Below are 20,603 nucleotides of genomic sequence, written 5' to 3'. Positions count from 1 at the left end.
TGGTGCCCGGACGGTCGAAATGTCAGTCGTCGCGCTCGGCCTGGCGCAGCGTCTCGAGGGGGATGCCGAGTTCGCGTTCGAACCGGTCGGCGGCTTTGGTCTGTCCGGCCTGGCGGAGGCAGCCGATGGCCTGTTCCGTGAGTTTGCCGATGCGGAGCACTTCGTCGCGCAGGGCCTTCAGCTCCTCGTGGCTTTCCACCGCCTCGGTGCCGCACCACTGGCGCAGCAGGTCGCGGGCGGGTTTGGAGTTGCGGTCGACCTCTGCGCAGATCTCGGGGCTGATGTAGGTGCCGGGGTTCTTGCCACGACCTCGGTAGTAGCGGCCGTAGATCGCCTCTTGCTGTGCCTGGCGCTCGTGTTGGCCCAGGAGGGTTACGAGGTGGTCGGCCTGGGTGCGGGCCAGGAGGCGTGCCACCTCGACGGTGGTGGGCCAGGGTGCCGTCAGCGTGCCGTCGGTGTCGGTGAAGGCACGCGGATCGGTGTGGAAGAAGTGTTCGGGGACGTCGAGGAGCGCGGCCAGGACGGGCACGTCTTCGACGTACAGCAGGCCTCGGTCGCGGTAGTTGACGCCGAAAGTCACCAGCCCGTCCCAGAAACGTTGGTCGAGCAGGATGATGATCGCCCGGAAGGCAGGATCCTCGTCGTCCGGGCTGTCTTTCGTCAGTTCGCTCCACTGCTGCTCGCGGGCCAGCCACGCATCCTTGTCCTGCCATAGGGCGCGCAGCCGGGCTGAGGGCACCCACTCCTCGCGGCCCTCGGCCTCCTCGGCGACGAAGCGCACTTTGATACGCAGCGGGCGCTGTGCGCCGATCTTCAGCACCTCGGCCTCTTCGACCGGGCCGTGGTGCGGTGCCGCTCGGTGCGCCCACCGCTCCCCCTCTTCCATATGTCGCTCCTCCTCGCGTCACCGCCACAGCCACCATCCTGCTCCCGCTGCACCGCGGGAGCCGCTGATTGTGGCCCCGCGGGCCGTCCTGTTCTGGGAGTGCCGTTCACACCGCCTGAATATGAGGCGGGGCCCGGGAATGAGCCCCGGGGTCGTCGACGAGATTCAGGGCCTGCGGAACAGTCGCCGCAGGGCTTTGCGCAGCCGGGCCAGTCGCGGCCGCGCAACGGCGATCGAGGCGGACGGTGTCGGCGTGGGCTGCGCCAGCGATGCAGCCGTGTCTTCCTCGGCCGCCGCCACCGGCCGCGTCGGCGCCGCGGCGGGCGTAGGGGGCACCCCGCTGCCGACGTTCATGTCGTCATCGGTGTGCGTGGCCGGGGCAAACCAGCAGGAGGGCGCGGCAGGAAGCCCCGCCAGCATCGTGTTCGCCTTCATGGCTGGCCAACGACCCTGATGCCAGGAAAGACGCGCCAGCTTCAAGAGGCAAGGCTGGGTGGCTTTTGACAGCAGTCGGCGGGCGAAACGCCGAGCCGCTTCCCTCACAATACGTGAACAACTTCGTTACTCTCTGCATATCATCCATGGCGAGCCCTGGGGCACCTGTGACACAGATCCGGATTGCCACGTTCAACCTGGAAAACCTCGACGAGACGGCTCCGACCGCGCATCCATCACTCGCCGAACGCGTCAAGCTGATGAAGCCGCAGATCAGCCGACTGCGCGCTGATATCGCCTGCTTCCAGGAAGTCCACGGTCAGGAGCGCCCCGGCCAGCCCCGTGCGCTGCTGGCGCTGAAGGAGCTACTCGAGGGAACCAACCTCGACGGGGCCGCCCTGGTCAGCACCAAACCCGAGGACGACGCGGTCTTCGACATGCGCAACCTGGTCGTCGCCACCCACCTGCCGGTCATCAAGCACCAGCAGCTGAAGAACGACCTGGTCGCCGAGCCCCACTACCAGCGGCTCACCGCCACACCCCCCGACACGAAGCCGATCCCGATCGGTATCGAACGGCCCATCCTGCACGCCCAGATCGACATCGACCACGCCGAACCCGGCCGCCTGCTGCACATCATCACCGTGCACCTCAAGTCCAAGATCCCCACCGAGATCCCCGGCCAGGTACTCGACTCCCAAAAGGGCATCTGGCGCACCGCGGATGCGTGGGCCGAAGGCAGCTTCCTGTCGTCCATGAAGCGCATGAGCCAGGCCCTGGAAGTCCGGCGCCTCGTCGACCAGATCCTCGGCGAGGACCCGGACGCGCGCATCATCGTCGCCGGCGACTTCAACGCCGAGCCCGAGGAAGTCCCGGTCCTGGCGATCTGCGGCAACGTCGAGGACACCGGCAACGGCGACCTCGCCGCCCGCGTCCTGGTCCCCATCGAGCACACCATTCCCAACGAGGCCCGCTACACCCTCTTCCACCACGGCCGCGGCCAGATGCTCGACCACATGCTCGTCACCCGCAACCTGCTGACGCACTACCGCGGTTCAGAGATCCACAACGAAGTCCTCCACGACGAGTCCCTCGCCTTCGCCACGGACGTCAAGTTCCCCGAGTCCGACCACGCCCCCGTCGTCGCCACCTTCGACTTCGACTGAGCTTGACTCTGTCGGGGATCTTGGGGTTGACGAGGTCAACTGCCCAGGGTTCGCCAGGATTTCAGCCGAGGTAACTCGCGCTGGTCGAGGTAGCTCTGGAAGGCAGTCGGTCGGCGGGGGATGAGGGCCTCCTCGGCCGGTGGCAGTCCGCTGAGGCGCTCGATGTTGACGGCGATGGCCGTCAGGACGTGCTGGATGTGGGCCTTTCCCTGCCCTCGGTAGCGGCAGCGCCGCATGCCGTGTCCATGGGCGAACTCGTTGACCGTGCCCTCCACTCCGGAGCGGACGGCGTAACGCGTCTTCCACTCGGGCGTCTGTTGCTCGGTGCGGACACGGAGTTGCAGGTCGCGGAGCTCTCGTGGGGGAAAGCCCACGGTGCGGGCGCTGTCGACGGTGGAGGTGCACTGGGTGCGGGTCGGGCAGGGGCGGCACTGGCTCTTGGTGAACCTGGCCACGATCAGCGGGGCCGCAGTGGGCGAGGAGGTCGGGTAGGGGCCGTGCCAGCCCGCGCTGACCTGCCCCTGCGGGCATGTGACCTGCTGACGTGCGTAGTCGATGCGGAAGTCGTCCCGGGCGAAGCCCTCATTTCGGCGGTGTTGGCGGGTGGGGTTGCTCTTCAGCGGCCCGGAGACGGTGACCTGGTGTTCGCGGGTGGCTTGTTCCAGGTGGGGCAGGGAGGTGTAGCCGGCGTCGACCAGGTGCTCGGCGGGCAGCAGTCCGCGGTGTGCCAGGCGGGTGTGGATGCCGGGCAGGACCTGGCTGTCGTGGGTGGTGGCCGCGGTGGTGGCAACGTCCGTGATCACGTTGGGGATGCCGGGAGCGCAGGTCTCGGTCAGGTGAGCGGAGAACCCCTTCCAGCTGATGATGTGTCCGTGCCGTGCGTAGCGGGCCGAGGTGTCGTAGGGCGAGACGACCGCCCGGGACGAGGGCGGCAGTCCGGGCCCGCCTTCCTTCTCGGCGGTGCGCCAGTGCAGGTGTCCTGCGGCGTCACGGTGATAGTTCTGCACCATGATCTGGCGCAGGGCCTGGACGCGAGGACCGGCCGTGCGGTCTGCTCCGTGCCGGTAGAGGTGTTCCAGGAGCCGGACGGCGTCGTTTCCGGTGGCAAGGATCCTGGTCTTGGGCTTGGTGGGGTTCTTACCCAGGCGGACCGGCCGACCGTAGCGGAGCCCCCAGCCCTCATCGACCAGCTCGTCCAGCAGGTGCGGGGAGATGCCGGCGACCTCTTCGAGAGCGGCGCGGACCGCCTCGGTGACCATCTCCAGGCGGGTCAGATCCCGCACCGCGGCCAGGACATGGGTGGAGTCCGTGCGCAGCGTGGTGCGCTCGCGCACCAGTCCGGCCTCCTTGAGACGAGCCAGTGCGAGATCGAGGAGGCGGTCGGCACGGTCGTCTTCGGCGAGACGGTCGCGGAAGTCGGCCAGCACGCTGTGGTGGAAGCCGGGGTCGTCCAGCTCCATGGCCATCGCGTACTTGAAGTCGATGCGGCAACGGACCGCCTCGGCTGCCTGCCGGTCCGACAGGTCAAGCAGGAACTGCAGCACACAGACGGTGGCCAGCTGTGCAGGTGAGAGAGCCGGACGCCCGTCTCGCGAGTACCAGTCGGCGAAGTCCTCGTCGCACCACAGCCCATCCAGCCGGTCACGTACCCATATCGCCGTCGTGCCGCCCGGGTGCTCGCCCGCGCAACCTGCGCAGTCAGAGGCGGGACCTGCTCACCGGAACGGGGGCGAAGGGACAACGGGCACCTCGGCAGCTGCATCGATCGGCGGAACTACCCGAGCATGCCCGTCGATCATGCTGTCGCACCGGGAAACTCCAAGATCCCCGACAGAGTCAAGCGTCTCGGCAGTGGCTCACAATTCAGCCGTCGCCGACAAGACGGACCATCCCCGCGGGCGCGGGGAGCAGTACCTGAAGCCCGACTCCGACCCGATCGATTCGGGACCATCCCCGCGGGTGCGGGGGCGACCACGACCGGGTTGTCATCGATGAGCGGGGAGTCGGACGATCCCCGCGGGTGCGGGGGCGACAGGTAGCGGCCCACTCGATGGCCCGGCGCCCCGGACGATCCCCGTGTCGGCGACGGCTGAAAAGTGGACCAGTAGCGACACTTGAAAGTTGACCCCTCCAAGAGGTCTGGCTCGTTGAGTCAGGCCGGGAGGAGTGGTGATCAGCGTGGAGGACTGGGCGGAGATCCGTCGGCTTCACCGGGCCGAGCAGATGCCGGTGAGGGCGATCGCGAGGAAGCTGGGGATCTCGAGGAACACCGTCCGCAGGGCGATCGCGGACGATGCGCCGCCGAAGTACCAGCGGGCGCCGAAGGGTTCGATCGTGGACGCCGTCGAACCGAAGATCCGTGAACTGCTCGAGCAGTGGCCTGAGATGCCGGCGACGGTGATCGCCGAGCCGATCGGCTGGGACCGGGGCCTGACCGTACTCAAGGACCGCATCCGGGACTTGCGGCCGGCCTATCGGCCGGCGGATCCGGCCTCTCGGACGGTCTATGAGCCGGGCGAGATCGGCCAGTGCGACCTGTGGTTCCCGCCTGCCGACACCCCGCTCGGCTTCGGCCAGGTGGGGCGGCCGCCGGTGCTGGTGATGGTGGCGGGCTACTCACGGTGGATCACCGCACGGATGCTGCCCTCCAGGTCGGCCGCCGACCTGATCGCCCGGCACTGGCGGCTGCTGACCGAGCTGGGAGCCGTCCCGCGGGTGCTGGTCTGGGACAACGAGGGAGCCGTCGGCTCATGGCGGCCCGGCGGCCCTCAACTCACGGACGAATTTGCTGCGTTCGCCGGACTGCTGGGCATCAAGTTCCTGCTCTGCAGGCCGCGCGATCCGGAGGCCAAGGGGCTGGTCGAGCGGGCCAACGGCTATCTGGAGACGTCGTTTCTGCCCGGGCGGGTGTTCGCCTCGCCGGCGGACTTCAACATTCAGCTCGCTGACTGGTTGACCAGGGCCAACCGGCGCATCCACCGCACCTTGCAGGCCCGTCCTTCGGATCGGCTGGACACCGACCGCTCTCGCATGCTGGCCCTGCCGCCGATCGCCCCGCCGGGCTGGTGGAAGGCATCGCTGCGGCTGCCACGGGACCATTACGTGCGCTTGGACACCTGCGACTACTCGGTTCATCCGCTGGCCGTCGGCCGCCGCATCGAGGTCGCCGCCGACCCGGACCAGGTCCTGGTGACCTGCGATGGCGTCGAGGTCGCCCGTCATGCCCGCAGTTGGGCCCGCCATCAGACCATCACCGACCCCGATCACGCGGCGGCTGCCGCAGCCGCCCGCAAGAAGGTCGTCGCCAAGAAGGCGGCACCGACGGTGACCACGGAAGTCGAAGAGCGGTCGCTGGACACCTACGACCGGATCTTCGGCGTCATCGACGGCGGCCTCAGCACCGGCGAGGGAGTCGCGTGATGGCCACCAAGCAGACGACGAACAGCCGTGATGTCTCCTCCGAACTCGTCTATCTGACCAAGGCGTTGAAGGCCCCGGCCCTGCGGGACGCCGCAGTCCGGCTCGCCGAGCGGGCCCGTGATGAGGGCTGGAGCCACGAGGAGTATCTGGCGGCCTGCCTGCAGCGGGAGGTCGCCGCCCGCGATTCGCATGGCGCCGAGGGGCGCATCCGAGCGGCCCGCTTCCCCTCCCGCAAGTCGCTGGAGGACTTCGATTTCGACCACCAGCGTTCCGTGAAACGCGAGGTCATCGCCCACCTGGGGACGCTGGACTTCGTCGTCGGCAAGGAGAACGTCATCTTCCTCGGGCCGCCCGGCACCGGCAAGACACACCTGGCCACCGGGCTCGGCATCCGGGCCTGCCAGGCCGGCCACCGGGTGGCCTTCGCCACCGCCGCCCAATGGGTGACCCGCCTCGCCGAATCCCACCAAGCGGGCAGACTCAGCGACGAGTTGACCCGGCTGGGCCGGATCCCGCTGATCATCGTGGATGAGGTCGGATACATCCCCTTCGAACCCGAGGCGGCGAACCTCTTCTTCCAGTTCATCTCGGGCCGCTACGAACGGGCCTCGGTGATCGTGACCAGCAACAAACCCTTCGGACGCTGGGGCGAGGTCTTCGGTGACGACACCGTCGCCGCCGCGATGATCGACCGCCTCGTCCATCACGCCGAAGTCATCTCACTCAAGGGCGACAGCTACCGCATGCGCGGCCGCGACCTCGGACGGGTTCCCACGGCCAACACCGGGGAATGACCGACATCAACGACAGCGGGGGTCACTTTTCATCCGTCGGCACTGGCTCACAATTCAGCCGTCGCCGACAGACAGCCAGCCAGCCGCTACTGCCATACCTGAAGAGCCTTGAACAACCCCCGCAGGCGCGGAGACGCCTAGCAGGACTCGGACGGCAGTCGGGGCATGGCCAAGGAGGCCGACCAGCTCGCCGGCCGGCGACCGGAGCGGACCGCCTGCCAGCCCCGTTTGCAGAGGGCCGAGCTGTACGACAATCAGTGCCGGCCTCTCGTGCACCCACCGAGTCGCGGACGGCGCGGAGGTCGTGCCGACGCTCAGTTGCGCACCTGCGCCCCCGTCCCCGAAGCAGCCACGCCGACCACACCCCACCACCTTCGTCACTGTGTGCAGGGCTGAGCGGCCGCTGAGGGGATGTCACGCCCTCGACCACGCCCGCGTATCCATGGTGACCTGTGCCGACACAGCGGCGGCACCAGGCGGGAGAAGGCAGGTGGCGCGGCCTTTGGTGCAACATCCGTCGCAGGAGTCGCCGCAAGAGGTGCCCGCCCTTGGAGCACGAGGAGGCCCATGAGAGGGGGCGCGGCAGATGACAGCAGGGGGCTCGGTCGGGCTGGCCGTGTGTGTCTCGCCGAGCGCAACGTGGCTGCTCGAGCGTTCAGCTCGGATCCCGTGAGGATCGTCCAGGGAACACGAAAGAGCCCGGATCATGTAGATCCGGGCCTCTTCGGCAGTAGCGGGGACAGGATTTGAACCTGCGACCTCTGGGTTATGAGCCCAGCGAGCTACCGAGCTGCTCCACCCCGCGTCGGTATCCCCCACCCTACGTCATCCCAGCAGGCACCGAAGACAACCGTCCGACGCAGGGCTTCTATGCGGCCAAGCCGACATTGGTGACGTACTCGTACTGACCCCGCTGCGAGCCGAGGTCGACGATCGTGTCCTGCCACGCGGCGTCGAGACTCTGGTAGTCGCCGGGCGCCCAGGAGCCGGCGATGCGGTCCCAGCGGCGCACGTTATCCCCGCGCGCACGGGCCCATCACGCTGTCGGTGTGTCATCGGCCGGACAACCGCCACAACCGGGTCCCCGCCCGAGCCTGCTCGGCAGGCGTCTCCCGAACGAGATGGTAGAGATTCTCGAAGTACTCCTGCCACCGGTTGGGGTCCGGCAGATCATTCTGTGCGCGCCGGGCCCGTTCCACCGCTACCAGCGGCTCCATGTGCTCCCACACCGAGATCACTGATCCGCCCAGGTAGCCGGAGACGGGCTCGATCTCCACCACGCCGTGTGTCACGAGGGCGCCGAGGTTGTCGTAGTACCAGGCCAGTTCGCGTACCAGGTCCTGTCCCTCGGCAGGCAGGCCAGCCAGCCCCAGGGACAGATCGCAGGCAGGCAGTTCCTCATGCACGAAGGTGCGCGCCCGTGCCAGGCGTACGCTGCGGTGTTCTCTGAACAGGTCCACCACCACCGGCAGTGTGTTGGCCTGCTCCGAGAGCCGCAACTGCCGCCACGACACCGCGCCGGACACCCCGAGCGCCACCAACGACACCACCAACGCCGCAATCTCCATCCCGCCCCCCATGTCAGCCAACCCCCGCGACACTCCGTTCCCCACCCGGCGCTGCCCCACACTGCCGTCGGGGCACCGTGCCGCACTCGGCCTTCGTCACCATGTCGCCGCACACGAAGGGCTGCCCAACCGCCGGGGGACCTCACCCGTACGTCTCCACCGCGAGTGCCGCCAAGCCCGCGGTTCCTGTTCATACAGAATGTCCATGCCCTGGACCTGTACGAGGCACCCCATCGAGTACCACCACGAGGACGCCGTACAGGAGTTGCGGGACGTTCTAGCCATCTCAGAGCAGCACCAGCCTGGGTTACAGCTCCTCTTCTTCCTCCGGACTGGGTGGAGTGCGCAGCGTGCGGATCGCCGCAGCATGGAACTTGCCGCGTGCCACCATCGCCTGTGTGAGAGCCCGCTCCCAACGTTCCGGGTCCACCCGCGGCGGTTCCCGGTCCAGCTGGGCGAGGATCTCGTCCCGCATCCCCACGAAGGCGTCCTCCAGCCGCCTCATCATCTCGTCCACCCTCCGGGGACCGAGGAAGTCAATGCGTTCCACAGCCCGCCGCACGCACGCCCAGGCACCCGCCAGGATCTCTTCCACGTCCTCGCCCGGATGCTGGTAGCCGCCCCCAGCGACTTCCCAGTCGTGCACGCGTTCGTCCCACGACTCCTGCACGGCACGGAGCTCCTGCACCACCGTGTGCCGGCGGAGGCGAGGTAGGCCTCCTGGCGTTGCCCACGTAACCACTGGCCGTGCTCGACGTGGGCCTGGTCAGTGGTCTGGCGGCGGCCGACGTAGATGCCGGCGAGGACGCCTCCGATACCAAATACACCAGCGGTGACGGCGGCAACAATCGCAGCCCAGGCTTCATTCATGCCAGGCATCCTGCCCCCGCGAGAGTGGAGTGGGAGAGTCCCCGGCTTCAGAGGTGGGAATGGCACCGGCTTCCTCTTGGCCAGCCGCGCCCGGTAGGCGATGCAGGCCAAAATCCCGGGGACTTAGGCGAAACGGCTGAAGGACCAGCGCAGCAGCTCCTGATTCAAGTGGGAGCGACCAGGCGTCCCAAGCCGCCCGGCGCGACCCCTTCGGACGATCCCCGCGGGCGCGGGGGCGACCTCCTCTGCGGCGGCACCCCGTTCCTCCTGCTCGGACGATCCCCGCGGGCGCGGGGGCAACACGCCGGCACGGTTCGTGTTCTGGTTGACGATGGGACCTGCTGAATCAGCTCGGGCTGCCCGTCCTCTCCGCCCGCAACACCGCCATGATCGAAGCCGTCACCAGCCTCCCGCCCATCGTGGTCGCCGACCTCTTCGGCATGCACCCCGACACAGCCCAGAGATGGGCGAACTACGCCAAGGACGACTGGAGCGCCTACCTCGCAGCCCGCATGGAAGCGGAATGAGGTATGTCACGCGATGCCGTTCTCTTCCTCTGGGCCGGAGCGTTTCGTTTTGCAGCTCACCGATTACGGGCGGGAGTGTCCAATAGACGGCGGATCTGATGATCAAGGAGATGCGTCTGATGACGGAGACCGCCGTGGAGAACGAGCAGGCCGAGCAGGTGGTTCCGGCACCGCCGAGTGCGGCGTCGGATGAACAGCTCGTCGCGATGCTCGTTGACCGGGCCCGGAACGAGGGCTTGCAACTGACCGGCGAGGGTGGTCTGTTGCAGCAGCTGACCAAACGGGTGCTCGAGTCCGCCCTGGAGGGCGAGATCACCGATCACGTCGGCTATGAGAAGCACGATCCGGCTGGGAAGAACAACGGCAACAGTCGCAACGGCACCCGGGCCAAGACCGTGCTGACCGACGTCGGCCCGGTCGAGGTCAAGGTGCCGCGCGACACCGCCGGCACCTTTGAGCCGCAGATCGTCAAAAAACGGCAGCGCCGTCTGACCGGCGTCGATGAGATCGTGTTGTCCTTGTCCGCAAAGGGGCTGACCCACGGGGAGATATCCGGTGGACCATGCGCTGGAAGGCACCCCTGAACGCCTTCCAGATCGCCTTCGAGGGCCGCCTCACCCTCAGCAACAGCTGATACCTCAACAACCATGATCAGCCGTTAAGTTGACACACCCGACCGGTCAGGCGTAGGCCAATGCGGAGGCGACCGTGAGGCCGAGTAGGTCGAATGCGCGCTGGGTCGCCGGGGCGAGAGCGGAACTGTCGACGAGACCGAGCCGGTGCACAGCGGCGTCGTAGGGTACGGAGCACGTGCTTCCGACGATGTCGTTCAGTCTGTCGGCCTGCGCCGGAGCGTCTTGGTGTTCGGTTGGGCCCTGCACGTCCGAAAGCACCAGTGTCGCCGTCCGTACCAGTTCCTCGTAGCCGTGTTCGGACAACCAGTCGATCTGCCTCAGGACCGTGTCCAGGTGTTGGGGCCGCGTGGTCGACGTGACGACTAGGTGGTCCACCCGTCCGAGCAGAGTGCGCAGGCTGTCCTGCGGGGGCAGAAAGGTGCCGCTCGCGTCGACGACCAGGGTGCCGAAGGACTTCAGCCAGTCGACGCCGCGTCGAACGGCCGATGCGTCCAGGCGGACGGGAGTTCCGACGGGCACCTGCCCGTACAGGAAGTGCGCCCCTCGAGCGTCGGTGCGCGTGCCCCAGGCCCGTGCGTGGGCCGGCATGTGTCCGTGGTGATCGGGAAGCGTGGCGGCGACGGCGGAGGTGTCCGCCGCGGCGAGCAGGCGGTAGCCGAAGACGCCGAGCGCCCGGTCTAGCGGCAGCATCAGGACACGTTTCCGCCCGCCTCGCAGCGAGCCCGCCCGTGGGGTGAGCGCGGACGCCAGGTGCGCTGCAACAGTACTGCGGCCTGAACCGGGCTGAGCGCCGATCACCGCCACGCAGGGGGCCGGCGGGCCGTCCCGGGGATCCAGGATCGGCATCGCGGAGCGGCGCACCAGGCGCTTCAGTCGGCCTGGGGTCGGGACTGATCCCGGGAGCAGGTCCCACTTGGGAGAGGTGGCGCCGACCAGGGACGGTGTGTTCTGTGCGGCGGACTCCTCTGGGGTGATGGGGACTTGCGGGCCTTCACGCCTGCCCAGTTGCCGCGGCGGGGTGCGCAGCAGCTTCGCGTCACCGATCAGCTCCAGTGCGGAGGTGGAGAGCCAGGCCCGCAGGGTGGTGCTCCTGTCGGGGGGCGGCAGCCGGTCGCGCAGCAGGGCGAGGACGCCCGTGGCCGTGGCGGGTGTGCCATCGGAGGCGCGCAAGCACCGGCCGATGAGGGTGTGGAGCACAGGATCGACGGATGAGGGCGGCTCGGGAGCCGACCAGCATGCTTCGTCGAGGGGGTCGAGGGTGCCGGAGGAACGGCGGTAGCTGGGCGCGGGCCAGTCGGTGCCGAGCGCCGCATGGGCCAGAATCGCAGCAAGGGCTCTCAGGTCGTCCTCGGGGCGTGCCGGGGCCCGGTTCTGCTGCGGCGGCAGGCTGTCGATGGTCGCCCGGTGCCAGCCGACGATGACGGGCTCGTCCCGGGTCAGCAGGATGTGCCGGAGCGCCAGACGGCCGTGGACGACGCCTATGCCGTGGCTGTGGTCCAGTGCGGAGGCGAGGCGCCGGGCGAGGGCCAGCGTGGCGTCAGTGCCTAAGGGGCCCGTGGCGGCGACCACTTCTGCCAGATGCGGAGCTCTGCCCACGTGGCTCGCGGTAGCGGGCGAGACGGCGGTCCAAGGGAGGGGGGCGTCCGCCTCGTGGTCGAACAGTGTCGGCAGACACGGATGGTTGAACCTGCTGAGCGCGGCCACCTCTAGGAGCAGGAACCGGTTCGTCCTTGGGGCGTTGTGGGCTGGGCGGCGCACCGCCGCTTCCACTCCCTCGGGGTTACGGCCGAGGTAGACGTTGGTTGTGCCCGAGGTCGGTGCCCAACCGAGCAGGTCGTAGTCGCCGATCCGCTTGGGGTCGTGTGCGGAGAGCTGCCGCCAGGGGAAGGGCGATTGGCCGATGGTCGAATATCCCACGTACGGCACGTGCAGGTGGAAGGGGTCCCGGGGGCTTTCCGGTTCCTCCTGTGGAACCGGAGGCAGCGTGTCCCACTCCGGCACCGTATCGCCCGTCAGGCCGAGGCGCCGCAGCAGCGCGGATCCCAGCCAGGCGAAGTTCTGGGCGTGCTCTGGCAGCAGCTCGGTGCCGTCGGTACGGTGCAGCCAGGCTGCGAAATCGGGTGAGGTTCCGATCAGTTCGCCAATCAGCGCGGACACCTGGCGGGCTGTCGCGACGACCTCAGCCGTCGGCACCGCCTCTTGAAGGATGTCGCCTGCCTCTTCGGTGAACGAGAAGACGCGCTGGCCGTGTTGGTAGCTCAGGGTACCCTGCGCTGGGGCCGATTGCGGGGGCGCGTTCTCGGCGAGACGGATCAGCCCACTGAGGAAGATCTCGGCCAGATGCGTCGTCGTGGCGCTCCATGTCACGGCTTCCGCGACTAGACGCATCACCGGCACGGTGAGGGGCGCGATGGCTGCGAGATGTGCCGCGAGCCGGTATGCCTCGGGAGATGCGGTGCGCCGGAAGTGCCGTACCGCCTGGGCGCTCGTCATCTCGGGGCGCCCAGTGTCCGTCCGGGCGGCCTGCGGGTCCCACAGCGAAAGCACGGTGCTCGTGCCGCCGGCCACGACCGCTCGTGCCCAGGTGGCCAGCTCGCGGGGGCGTGGCTCCAGCACCGGAACGGCGATGCCGGTGAACCGACTGAGCTCGGCTGGCAGGAGCGTGTCCCTGACCCGCCACCCCGTGTTGGCCGCGCCCGGACGCGGCACGCGCACTGTCCATCTGCGCGTTGGCAGTGCCGAACCCGGCCACATCCGCGGCGGCAGGGCGTGGATGACGGCTGTGGGGCCGCGCGAGGCCCAGCGGGTGAGCAGGGCCGCCATCGCCCCCGTGCGCCAGGCACGGTTGGCGCCGTCCGAGATGACAAGGGTCATGGTGCGCCCCGATGGGTCGTCGGCCACTGCGGGGGGCAGCAGGGCGAGTGACGCACCGAAGGGTTGCGGGGACAGCATGGGGGTGTGGCCCGCACGAAGTCTCAGTCCCCAGACGCGGATCTGCCGGAAAGCTCCCAACCGCTGCAAGATCACGTGTAGTTCGGTGCAGAGCTGCTGCCACAGCAGCATCGATCCGCTGTCGTCGACGATGAGCGACAGATCCAGCCAGCGTTCGCGGGCGGGATGTGTGACGACGTCGAGTACGCCGGTGTGTGCGAACCTGGCCGCGGTGGCGGACTCATCGATCTCGCGCCGGCGGTGGTCGGGCCGGTGGCGCTTCAGCGGACGCAGTGCCCTGGCCGTCGACAGTGAGCTGGACAGCGAGCGCGGCTGCGCGATACGGATCGAGAGGGCCCTGGGCCGCTCCGGTTCGGGCGGGGGCTGATGAGCGGGGCCGTCGGCTGCGGCCTCGTCATCGCCGTCATCCGGTGCGGAGCCGCCGTCTCCGTCCTGTTCCTCGACGGTGCCGGACGGATCGGGTGCCGAATGCAGCTCTGCGGGTGTCGCTTCCGGATCCGGCGGTGGTGTGTGCGGCATGGGTGCGGCCAGTGCGTCAGCCGTGTCGTTGGCGGGGACAGCGGGATAGCCGGTGTCCTGGGCTAGGCGTACGGCGAGCGGAGCGTGCTCCCCCTTGGGCAGGCGTTGTGCCAGCCACAGCACGTCGGCCAGCTCCTCGGCGGACAGTTGCTCGCCGAAAAGCCGCAGGACGCTGAGGAGCCGCTCGGACATGCCTAGACAGCACCTCCGAGCTGGTGGAGCACCGCTTCGAGCAGTCCTTCGGCGTCGAGATCGACTCCGCCCAGACGCAGGTGTGCCGCGTTGAGTAACTGGTCGGTGGCGAGTTCGCCCGGCGCTCGGCGGGCGAGGAAGGTCTGGATCAGATCGTCCACCTGGGCCACCGAGTCCGGGCCGAGGTGGGCGGCGACGATGGCGCGCAGTCGGCGCTCGTCGGGGTCGGGTAGGTGCAGACGCAGGCAGCGGCGGAGGAAGGCGGGTGGAAACTCGCGTTCGCCGTTGCTGGTGATGACCACGATGGGAAACTCGCGGCAGCGCACGAGACCCCCGACGACGGGCTGGGTTTCCGTACTGCGGATGGTGTGCACCAGGGCCGCGTCCTGACCGGCCGGCAGCCGGGAAAGTTCAGGAATCTCGAATTCGCCCTCTTCGAAGACGGTCAGCAGGTCGTTGGGGAGATCGACGTCTCCCTTGTCGAGCTCGTCGACGAGTAGCACCCGGGGCCGGTCGCCTGGCAGGAGTGCGGTGCCGAGCGGGCCGAGTCGGATGAACCGGCCGATGTCTGGCGGCTGGTCGCCCCGGTCCTGGCTCAGCGTCGTTTCTCTCAGCCGGCCTACGGCGTCGTACTGGTACAGCGCTTCCGCCAGCGTTGAGCGGCTGTTCACCGGCCAGCGCAGCACCCTGCCCAGGTCCAGTTCGTGGGCGATGGCGTATGCGAGGGACGACTTGCCGGTGCCGGGATGTCCTGTCACCAGGAGCGGGCGGCGCAGATGCAGGGCGGCGTTGACCACGTCGACCTGCGGCTGGTCGATGAGGTAGGGCCGGTACGGGTCGTTCGGGAGCGCGCTGGTCTGTGGTGCGTCTCGATGGCCGAACCGCCGCCAGGGCGGAGCCTCGGGCATGCGGACCCGGCGCACCTGACCGTCCCCCTTGAAGAGGCTCCAGCCGTCGCTCTCGGCGTTGTGTCGTGTGTCGGTCACATGGGCTCCTCGCCGGTTGGATCGATCCACAGCGGACGCGGGGGCGGGCGTGAGGCGTCATCCCACATCAGGGCAGGTGAGAGCACGGCGGTCGCGGGCCCGTCGCTTTCGGCGAGCGCCCGCGCCCTGTGGCGGCGCACCCGGTGGGGCAGACTTCGTGCCGGTCCGTTCAGCAGGAGCCCGATCAGCTGGTCGCCGCGGCTTCCGGCGGGCTCCTGCCGGTCCCAGACGATCACCGGGACTCCGAGGGCGAGACAGACCGCCCGCAGGGCGGCCCGGTGCTGCGGCGCACAGTCGATGATGACGCGGGCCACCGTCAGGTCCTCCTTCAGCAGCCCGTACACCTGCAAAGGCTTGGTGTGCCGCTGGTCCAGGCGCAGAACTCGGCCGTTGTCGAGTTCCGCCCAGCGCGCCTGCCAGTGCCGCAGGGACTCCGGTGCCCGGCGGGCGTCGGGGCAGCGCACCACCACGGCGTACTCCGCGCCCAGGACGACCGGGAACTCATCGGGCGAGGCCTCGTTGTCCCATTGGTCGACTGTTACGTCCAAGTAGTCTGGCTCCAGCAGGACTTCGAGGAGGGGGACCACGGGAGCAGGCCCAAGGGAGCTGGTCTCCCGGACGAGGATGCGGTGCAGTAAACGCACCAGGTCCGCCGGGGCGCGCGGCTCGTCCTCGACCAGCACCTGTCGTTCGTCGCCGCCGGTGCCGGAGTCGTACCATGCCTCGCAGCGGTAGGTGTTCGCCGAGCAGGGGGTGAGCCGTACGGTCAGCCGCGGGCTGGGCGGTCCTGCGCCCTTGCGTCGCCGGTGTGCCCAGCCGGCCGCGTCGTCACGGCGCTCGCCCAGTGCTTCACGGGCCACCCCTAACCGGCGGGCGACTTGCTCGGACCACTCCCAGAAGCGCTGCATCCGGTCCGGCACACAGGTGGCGGCCAGATACTCCACCGCACGCAGCAGGGCCGGCACGCGCGGCGATCCGTCGGGTACCGGCGCGCTGTCGCCCCAGAACTCCTCGAGAGCCGCGATCAGCTGGACGGTTGTCTTCTCGTCATCGGTCCGCGCACTGGCGGTGTCCCGCAGCTGCGCGGACGCGTGGCCGAGCGCGGGTAGGTAGTCGAAGAGAGTCGTGTGAGGGAGCGCCTCACGGGCCGCCTCCGGGAAGCGGTCACGGACGTCCTTGGACATCAGGTCCAGAAGCCAGTTGTGCTCGCGGACGGACAGCAGGCCAGGAAGGGTGGCGGCCCGTCCGAGGGCCAAGAGCTTGCGCGCCGCGGTGCGGTCGGGCGCCGTCAGCCCTTCGACGAAGGTGGCGATCGCCCGGTGCCGGGTGAGCAGCACGTCCACGATGTCGTCGATGGTGGGCACCTGGGGTGTGACGTCGAGGCCGAGTTCGTGAGCGAGCCGTTGTCCGTGCTCTGCGCATCTGCCGGGATCGGCGAGCAGACCGGCCACCAGCGCGGTGCAGCTGTGCCGGGTGGCGGCGTCCACCACACTGAGCGGCTGCCCGGCGTCCGGGTGAGCGTCCGGACTGGCAGGAGCAGCGGCGTCTGCGATCGCGGAGTGCTGCCTGTCGACGGCACCGAGCTCTGCCTGGACGGTCTGCCAGGGAAGGACGATGGTCCGGCGGATCACCTGATCGGAGTGGAATGCGCCGGGGGGCGGATCCATGACGCCCACGACGATGCCCACCGCCGCTCCCTGGTCTTCGCACCACAGGGGGCTGCCACTGTAGCCGGGGTTGATGGCCGCGCCCTGCAGCGTGGAATCGACGAAGCCGACCAACTCGTCACAGGACTGGACCGAGCCGTCGGCGTAGCTGAACGGCTTGCCGCTTCCGTGCCAGGCACGCACCTGCTGGCCTTCGGCCATGGGAACCCAGTTGATGGGTTGAACCGGCGCCGGGGCCCGAGCGGTCAGTTCCAGGAGCGCGAGGTCGCCGTACCAAACAAAGTCCCCAGTGTGCGCGGGCTGGGGAGCACCGTGCGGTAGCGCGCGACGGGCAGGGATCCAGGCGACGGTCCGCGCGGGGATCGCCACACCGAATGCGAGGTAAGGGAATGCCACGCCGACGGCGGTTCCCGTCGGCTCGTCCTGGGCGAAGAGGTCCCGGCCCAGTGCGTCGTTCACCACGTGGGAACAGGTCAGGACCCGGCCATCACCCAGATAGACACCACTGCCTACGGTTACGCCCCGAGCGGCGTCGAGCACACAGACGAGGGATTGTCGTGCCCCGGCAGCGTCCGCGCCCCGTGTGCGCAACCAGCTGCGGCCCTTAACCCGCATGAGCGCCGGGTGCGGAGTCGGGTGGGGACACCGTGCCCGTGACCGGTGCTGGCGGCCGGGACGGCGCGGGCACGGCAGGCCTCGATAGATGCCATGTCGCGGTGATCGTCATGGTGGCCTCGCCGGTGGCGCCGACGACACTGAGCTTGAGGTCCGCGCCGACGCGCACCCCGAAGCCAACGGCCAGCTCGTCGGGCGGGTTCGGCGCGGTGGAGACGGTTTCGTGAACGCGTTGCAGCAGAGGGACGAGGGGAGCCAGCAGCGCGTTCAGGGCTCCCTCGGTGGCCGCCACAACCCGGGCGCCCCTGGCCACCGGACGGGACCTGCCGAACCCGGGCACGCTCTCCTGGCCGTCGGCCTCCTCCCGCGGGCCTGTATGCGCGGACGGGAGGGCGTCGAAGACCTGTAAAGCCAGAGCCGTCCCGTCATCGAAGGTGAATTCGACGAAGTCTGCCACCTTGTCAGTCTGCCTCAACTGCGCTCAAACAGCGTCCCGTTCGCGAGATTTGATCGCCGGCCGCCAGCGCCGCCTCCAGGCCACGCCACGTCTCTGCGCCGTCGGCCAGCACCAGGTTCAGCAAAGTTCGGCACCGTGCTGGTGATCGTGGACCAGCCCGCCTCCATCGGCGCCCTGCCACTGACGGTCGCCCGGGACGCGGGCTGCAAGGTCGCCTACCTGCCGGGCCTGGCCATGCGGCGGATCGCCGACCTGTATCCGGGCGAGGCGAAGACCGACGCGAAGGACGCCGCGGTGATCGCGGACGCAGCTCGGACGACGCCGCACACCCTGCGCTCGCTGGAACTGACCGACGAGATCACCGCCGAGCTGACCGTTCTGGTGGGCTTCGACCAGGACCTCGCGGCCGAGGCCAGCCGCACCTCCAACCGGATACGCGGCCTGCTCACCCAGTTCCACCCCTCGCTGGAACGCGTGCTCGGACCGCGTCTGGACCACCAGGCCATGACCTGGCCGCTGGAACGCTACGGTTCCCCGGCCGCACTGCGAAAGGCCGGTCGTCGCAGACTCGTTGAGGTGATCCGGGCCAAGGCCCCGCGCATGGCCCCGCGCATGGCCCAGCGGCTGATCAACGAGGTCTTCGACGCGCTCGACGAGCAGACCGTCGTCGTTCCGGGCACCGGCACCCTCGACATCGTGATCCCGTCCCTGGCCCGCTCGCTCGCCGCCGTTCACGAACAGCGCCGGGCCCTGGAAGCCCAGATCGAGGCCCTGCTGGAGGAGCACCTTCTTTCGAAGGTCCTGACCTCGATGCCGGGGGTCGCGGTCAGGTCCGCCGCAGTTCTGCTGGTCACCGTCGGCGACGGCACCAGCTTCCCCTCCGCCGCCCACCTGGCCTCCTACGCCGGCCTCGCCCCGACGACGAAGTCGTCGGGGACCTCGATCCATGGTGAACACGCGCCCAGGGGCGGAAACCGGCAACTCAAACGGGCGATGTTCCTGTCCGCGTTCGCTGCCCTACACGATCCCGCCTCCCGCACCTACTACGACCGCTGCCGGGCCCGCGGAAAGACCCACACGCAGGCCCTTCTCCGCCTTGCCCGTCACCGCATCAGCGTGCTGTTCGCGATGCTTCGCGACGGCGCCTTCTACGAACCCAGAACCCCACGCCTCGCTTGACGAAAGACATAGAGGCACCCCCGCCCAAAAACACCGACCAGACGGACGCACAAGGACGCCCAGTCCCCGAACCCGTCAACGACACCGACGCCCGCCTCGCCTACGTCGCCGTCACCCGCGCCCGCCGACACCTCGACCTCGGCGGCCTGAGCTGGATCAACCACCACCCGCTCGACAAACCGCATCCTCAATGACGGCAGCATCAAACTTCGGAGAACATTGCGATGCGCTCTCAGCGACAAGTAGTTCTCCGTGCTGAAGCAGGACATGGCCAAGGGGCCGACGGCACGCACCGGCCGAACCAGTCCTGGCGCCTGTCCCGCATCAAAACCCTCATCGGCTCCAGCTCCAGTAACGCGGCGACCCCCTCCGCTGCTGCCCCAAACGACCTTCATGGCAGCCCGCCATTACCGAAATGAGGCAGGGGCAACTGAACGATCGAGATCAGGAATACACGATGGCACGGCCCACGGCGACACGAGTGTCGGCAGAGCCCCCGAGACGCGGCATGGGACCTTTTTGAGTGGACGCAGTCTTGCGCAGGACAGCCGCGGTAGCGGCGTCACCCAGAGCCCCTCACGGTAGCGGTAGAACGCACGCCCCAGCAGCACCTGCCACCAGGCTTCCCTGGCCCCGGTCCCCTCCTCCCCCGATTCGCCGGGCAGTCCCGACTCGAAGGAAGCGCATCGGCACAGGACAGCCAGAACCTGGCGGCGCCTCACGCCGAACTCAGAGGCAGCCACCGAATGTACGGCCCACGCACTAGGCCTCCAGTGACCCCACTCACCCTCTGTCACGAGTGATCACATCGCGGCAAAGCGCCTGGCAGAGCGTCGGATCCGCACGTCACCGACCTCGAGTAGAGGACCGGAAGAGCCATACCAATGCGCCCACGACAATCACCGGTGCCGCCAAGATCAACGTCACCCCCAGATACGACATCACCCCGTCGAACATGCTCCCCTCAACCTGCCAGCACTCCCTGAAACCGGTGAACCGATTGGGCTCCGCGTCCGGAGTCGACCAGCAGTACGCACGGTCAGAGAAGATCCCCACCAGCAAGAATCCGAGCACGAAGGCAAGCACGGCAACACCGCATGCTTCCTGGACGACCCTCATCGGCTCCTTCGCACTGCGTGCTCGCGGCCTTCTGCGAGTGGACCGCCCGCCACGTTCGTGGACGTGCCACCCCGACACCGGACTCCACTCCCCGCGACGAACCCGACGTGGCCGCACACCGGCAGCCGGCCCCTCAGGACGCGCCCGCTCCGCGGTACCGCTCTGCCCCCGCTCGCGTTCGCCCTCGACGCGCCAGCGCAGCACGGCACCGTCGGGCGATAACCGACGGACACTCGCCTCGGCGTGACCCGCGGCCCGCGCGTGCCTGCGTACCGACGCAGCTGTCGTCTCCGACTCGCGTTGGGGCACTGCACCCTGGCAGCTTTCGCATGTCCATTCGTCCACAGGTCCCCCTATGTTCAGTTCCACTCCGAGACTTACCACCCTTCACTTCCGACTGGGCAGTGTTCGGAGTGCAGTTGAGGAGCGAAGTGTCGACTTAGAGGCCCTAACAGAAGTTGTCGATCATGTGACTGTCGGCTTGGTTGCTCGTTGGTCTTGTTGTGGGGAAGAGGGAGTCGCGGCCGTGGATCGTTTCGGACGAACTGTGGTCGCTCATTGAGCCGTTGCTGCCAGGGCCGGGTCCGAAACTGGTCGAGGGCAGACCACGGATCCC

Annotated in this window: 14 protein-coding genes, 1 tRNA gene and 4 pseudogenes; 7 read left to right on the top strand and 12 right to left on the bottom strand. The window is 68.6% G+C overall.

The genetic code is table 11. The annotated features are described in order from the left end of the window. Positions 1–22: 22 nt before the first annotated feature. Complete coding sequence (locus tag ABZ910_RS31650) at positions 23–886, bottom strand: hypothetical protein (RefSeq protein WP_361371873.1); 864 nt, start codon at positions 884–886, stop codon at positions 23–25. Positions 887–1,051: 165 nt separating this feature from the next. Further along, positions 1,052–1,366: a hypothetical protein gene (locus ABZ910_RS31645; protein WP_361371870.1), complete on the bottom strand. Its 315-nt coding sequence runs from the start codon at positions 1,364–1,366 to the stop codon at positions 1,052–1,054. A gap of 122 nt (positions 1,367–1,488) precedes the next feature. Here ABZ910_RS31645 and ABZ910_RS31640 point away from each other — a divergent pair, with 122 nt between their 5' ends. Next, a complete protein-coding gene (locus ABZ910_RS31640; RefSeq protein WP_361371867.1) occupies positions 1,489–2,487 on the top strand; it encodes an endonuclease/exonuclease/phosphatase family protein in 999 nt (332 codons plus the stop codon). Positions 2,488–2,522: 35 nt separating this feature from the next. Here ABZ910_RS31640 and ABZ910_RS31635 read toward each other — a convergent pair whose 3' ends face one another. Beyond that, positions 2,523–4,115, bottom strand: coding sequence for an IS1182 family transposase (locus ABZ910_RS31635; protein ID WP_361371970.1), 1,593 nt, complete (start codon positions 4,113–4,115; stop codon positions 2,523–2,525). A 541-nt stretch (positions 4,116–4,656) separates the two neighbouring features. Here ABZ910_RS31635 and istA point away from each other — a divergent pair. Together istA and istB are read left to right on the top strand one after the other, a co-directional pair. Beyond that, complete coding sequence (gene istA / locus ABZ910_RS31630; RefSeq protein WP_361371864.1) at positions 4,657–5,907, top strand: IS21 family transposase; 1,251 nt, start codon at positions 4,657–4,659, stop codon at positions 5,905–5,907. Next, on the top strand, positions 5,907–6,701 hold the full coding sequence (gene istB / locus ABZ910_RS31625; protein ID WP_361371861.1) for an IS21-like element helper ATPase IstB: 795 nt from the start codon (positions 5,907–5,909) through the stop codon (positions 6,699–6,701). The genes istA and istB overlap by 1 nt, the downstream gene beginning before the upstream one ends. Before the next feature lie 731 nt (positions 6,702–7,432). Here istB and ABZ910_RS31620 read toward each other — a convergent pair. The 4 genes and pseudogenes from ABZ910_RS31620 to ABZ910_RS31605 form a co-directional block, all read right to left on the bottom strand. Then, positions 7,433–7,506 (bottom strand) — tRNA-Met (locus ABZ910_RS31620). A 63-nt stretch (positions 7,507–7,569) separates the two neighbouring features. Beyond that, positions 7,570–7,716, bottom strand: a pseudogene (locus ABZ910_RS31615) (transcriptional regulator); the annotation flags it as partial. Between the two features lie 37 nt (positions 7,717–7,753). Continuing rightward, a complete protein-coding gene (locus ABZ910_RS31610; RefSeq protein WP_361371858.1) occupies positions 7,754–8,269 on the bottom strand; it encodes a hypothetical protein in 516 nt (171 codons plus the stop codon). A 307-nt stretch (positions 8,270–8,576) separates the two neighbouring features. After that, positions 8,577–8,939, bottom strand: a complete 363-nt coding sequence (locus tag ABZ910_RS31605; RefSeq protein ID WP_361371855.1) for a hypothetical protein — start codon at positions 8,937–8,939, stop codon at positions 8,577–8,579. Between the two features lie 586 nt (positions 8,940–9,525). Between ABZ910_RS31605 and ABZ910_RS31600 the strand changes: the two genes are divergently transcribed. Then, a complete protein-coding gene (locus tag ABZ910_RS31600; RefSeq protein ID WP_361371852.1) occupies positions 9,526–9,666 on the top strand; it encodes a hypothetical protein in 141 nt (46 codons plus the stop codon). A gap of 206 nt (positions 9,667–9,872) precedes the next feature. Further along, positions 9,873–10,220 (top strand): annotated as a pseudogene (locus tag ABZ910_RS31595) (transposase); the annotation flags it as partial. Between the two features lie 126 nt (positions 10,221–10,346). Here the strand turns inward: ABZ910_RS31595 and ABZ910_RS31590 are convergent. From ABZ910_RS31590 to ABZ910_RS31575, 4 genes are all read right to left on the bottom strand, one after another. Beyond that, complete coding sequence (locus tag ABZ910_RS31590; protein ID WP_361371849.1) at positions 10,347–13,964, bottom strand: SAV_2336 N-terminal domain-related protein; 3,618 nt, start codon at positions 13,962–13,964, stop codon at positions 10,347–10,349. A gap of 2 nt (positions 13,965–13,966) precedes the next feature. Further along, positions 13,967–14,872, bottom strand: a complete 906-nt coding sequence (locus ABZ910_RS31585) for a MoxR family ATPase (protein WP_361371967.1) — start codon at positions 14,870–14,872, stop codon at positions 13,967–13,969. A gap of 74 nt (positions 14,873–14,946) precedes the next feature. After that, positions 14,947–17,232: a trypsin-like peptidase domain-containing protein gene (locus tag ABZ910_RS31580; protein WP_361371846.1), complete on the bottom strand. Its 2,286-nt coding sequence runs from the start codon at positions 17,230–17,232 to the stop codon at positions 14,947–14,949. After that, positions 17,222–17,689 carry a CU044_2847 family protein gene (locus ABZ910_RS31575; protein ID WP_361371843.1) on the bottom strand — a complete coding sequence of 156 codons (468 nt, stop codon included), beginning with the start codon at positions 17,687–17,689 and terminating at the stop codon, positions 17,222–17,224. The genes ABZ910_RS31580 and ABZ910_RS31575 overlap by 11 nt, the downstream gene beginning before the upstream one ends. A gap of 123 nt (positions 17,690–17,812) precedes the next feature. Between ABZ910_RS31575 and ABZ910_RS31570 the strand changes: the two are divergent. Together ABZ910_RS31570 and ABZ910_RS31565 are read left to right on the top strand one after the other, a co-directional pair. Continuing rightward, positions 17,813–18,868: pseudogene (locus ABZ910_RS31570) on the top strand (IS110 family transposase); the annotation flags it as partial. A 20-nt stretch (positions 18,869–18,888) separates the two neighbouring features. Next, a pseudogene (locus ABZ910_RS31565) lies at positions 18,889–19,062 on the top strand (DNA helicase); the annotation flags it as partial. A gap of 652 nt (positions 19,063–19,714) precedes the next feature. Here ABZ910_RS31565 and ABZ910_RS31560 read toward each other — a convergent pair. Beyond that, entirely contained in the window at positions 19,715–19,987 is a 273-nt protein-coding gene (locus tag ABZ910_RS31560) for a hypothetical protein (RefSeq protein WP_361371840.1), read from the bottom strand. Positions 19,988–20,603: the final 616 nt, after the last annotated feature.

The organism is Streptomyces sp. NPDC046805 (assembly GCF_040645355.1).
GTDB lineage: Bacteria > Actinomycetota > Actinomycetes > Streptomycetales > Streptomycetaceae > Streptomyces.
Note: the sequence above shows the minus strand (reverse complement) of the source record. Positions and strands in the feature narration are given on the sequence as shown.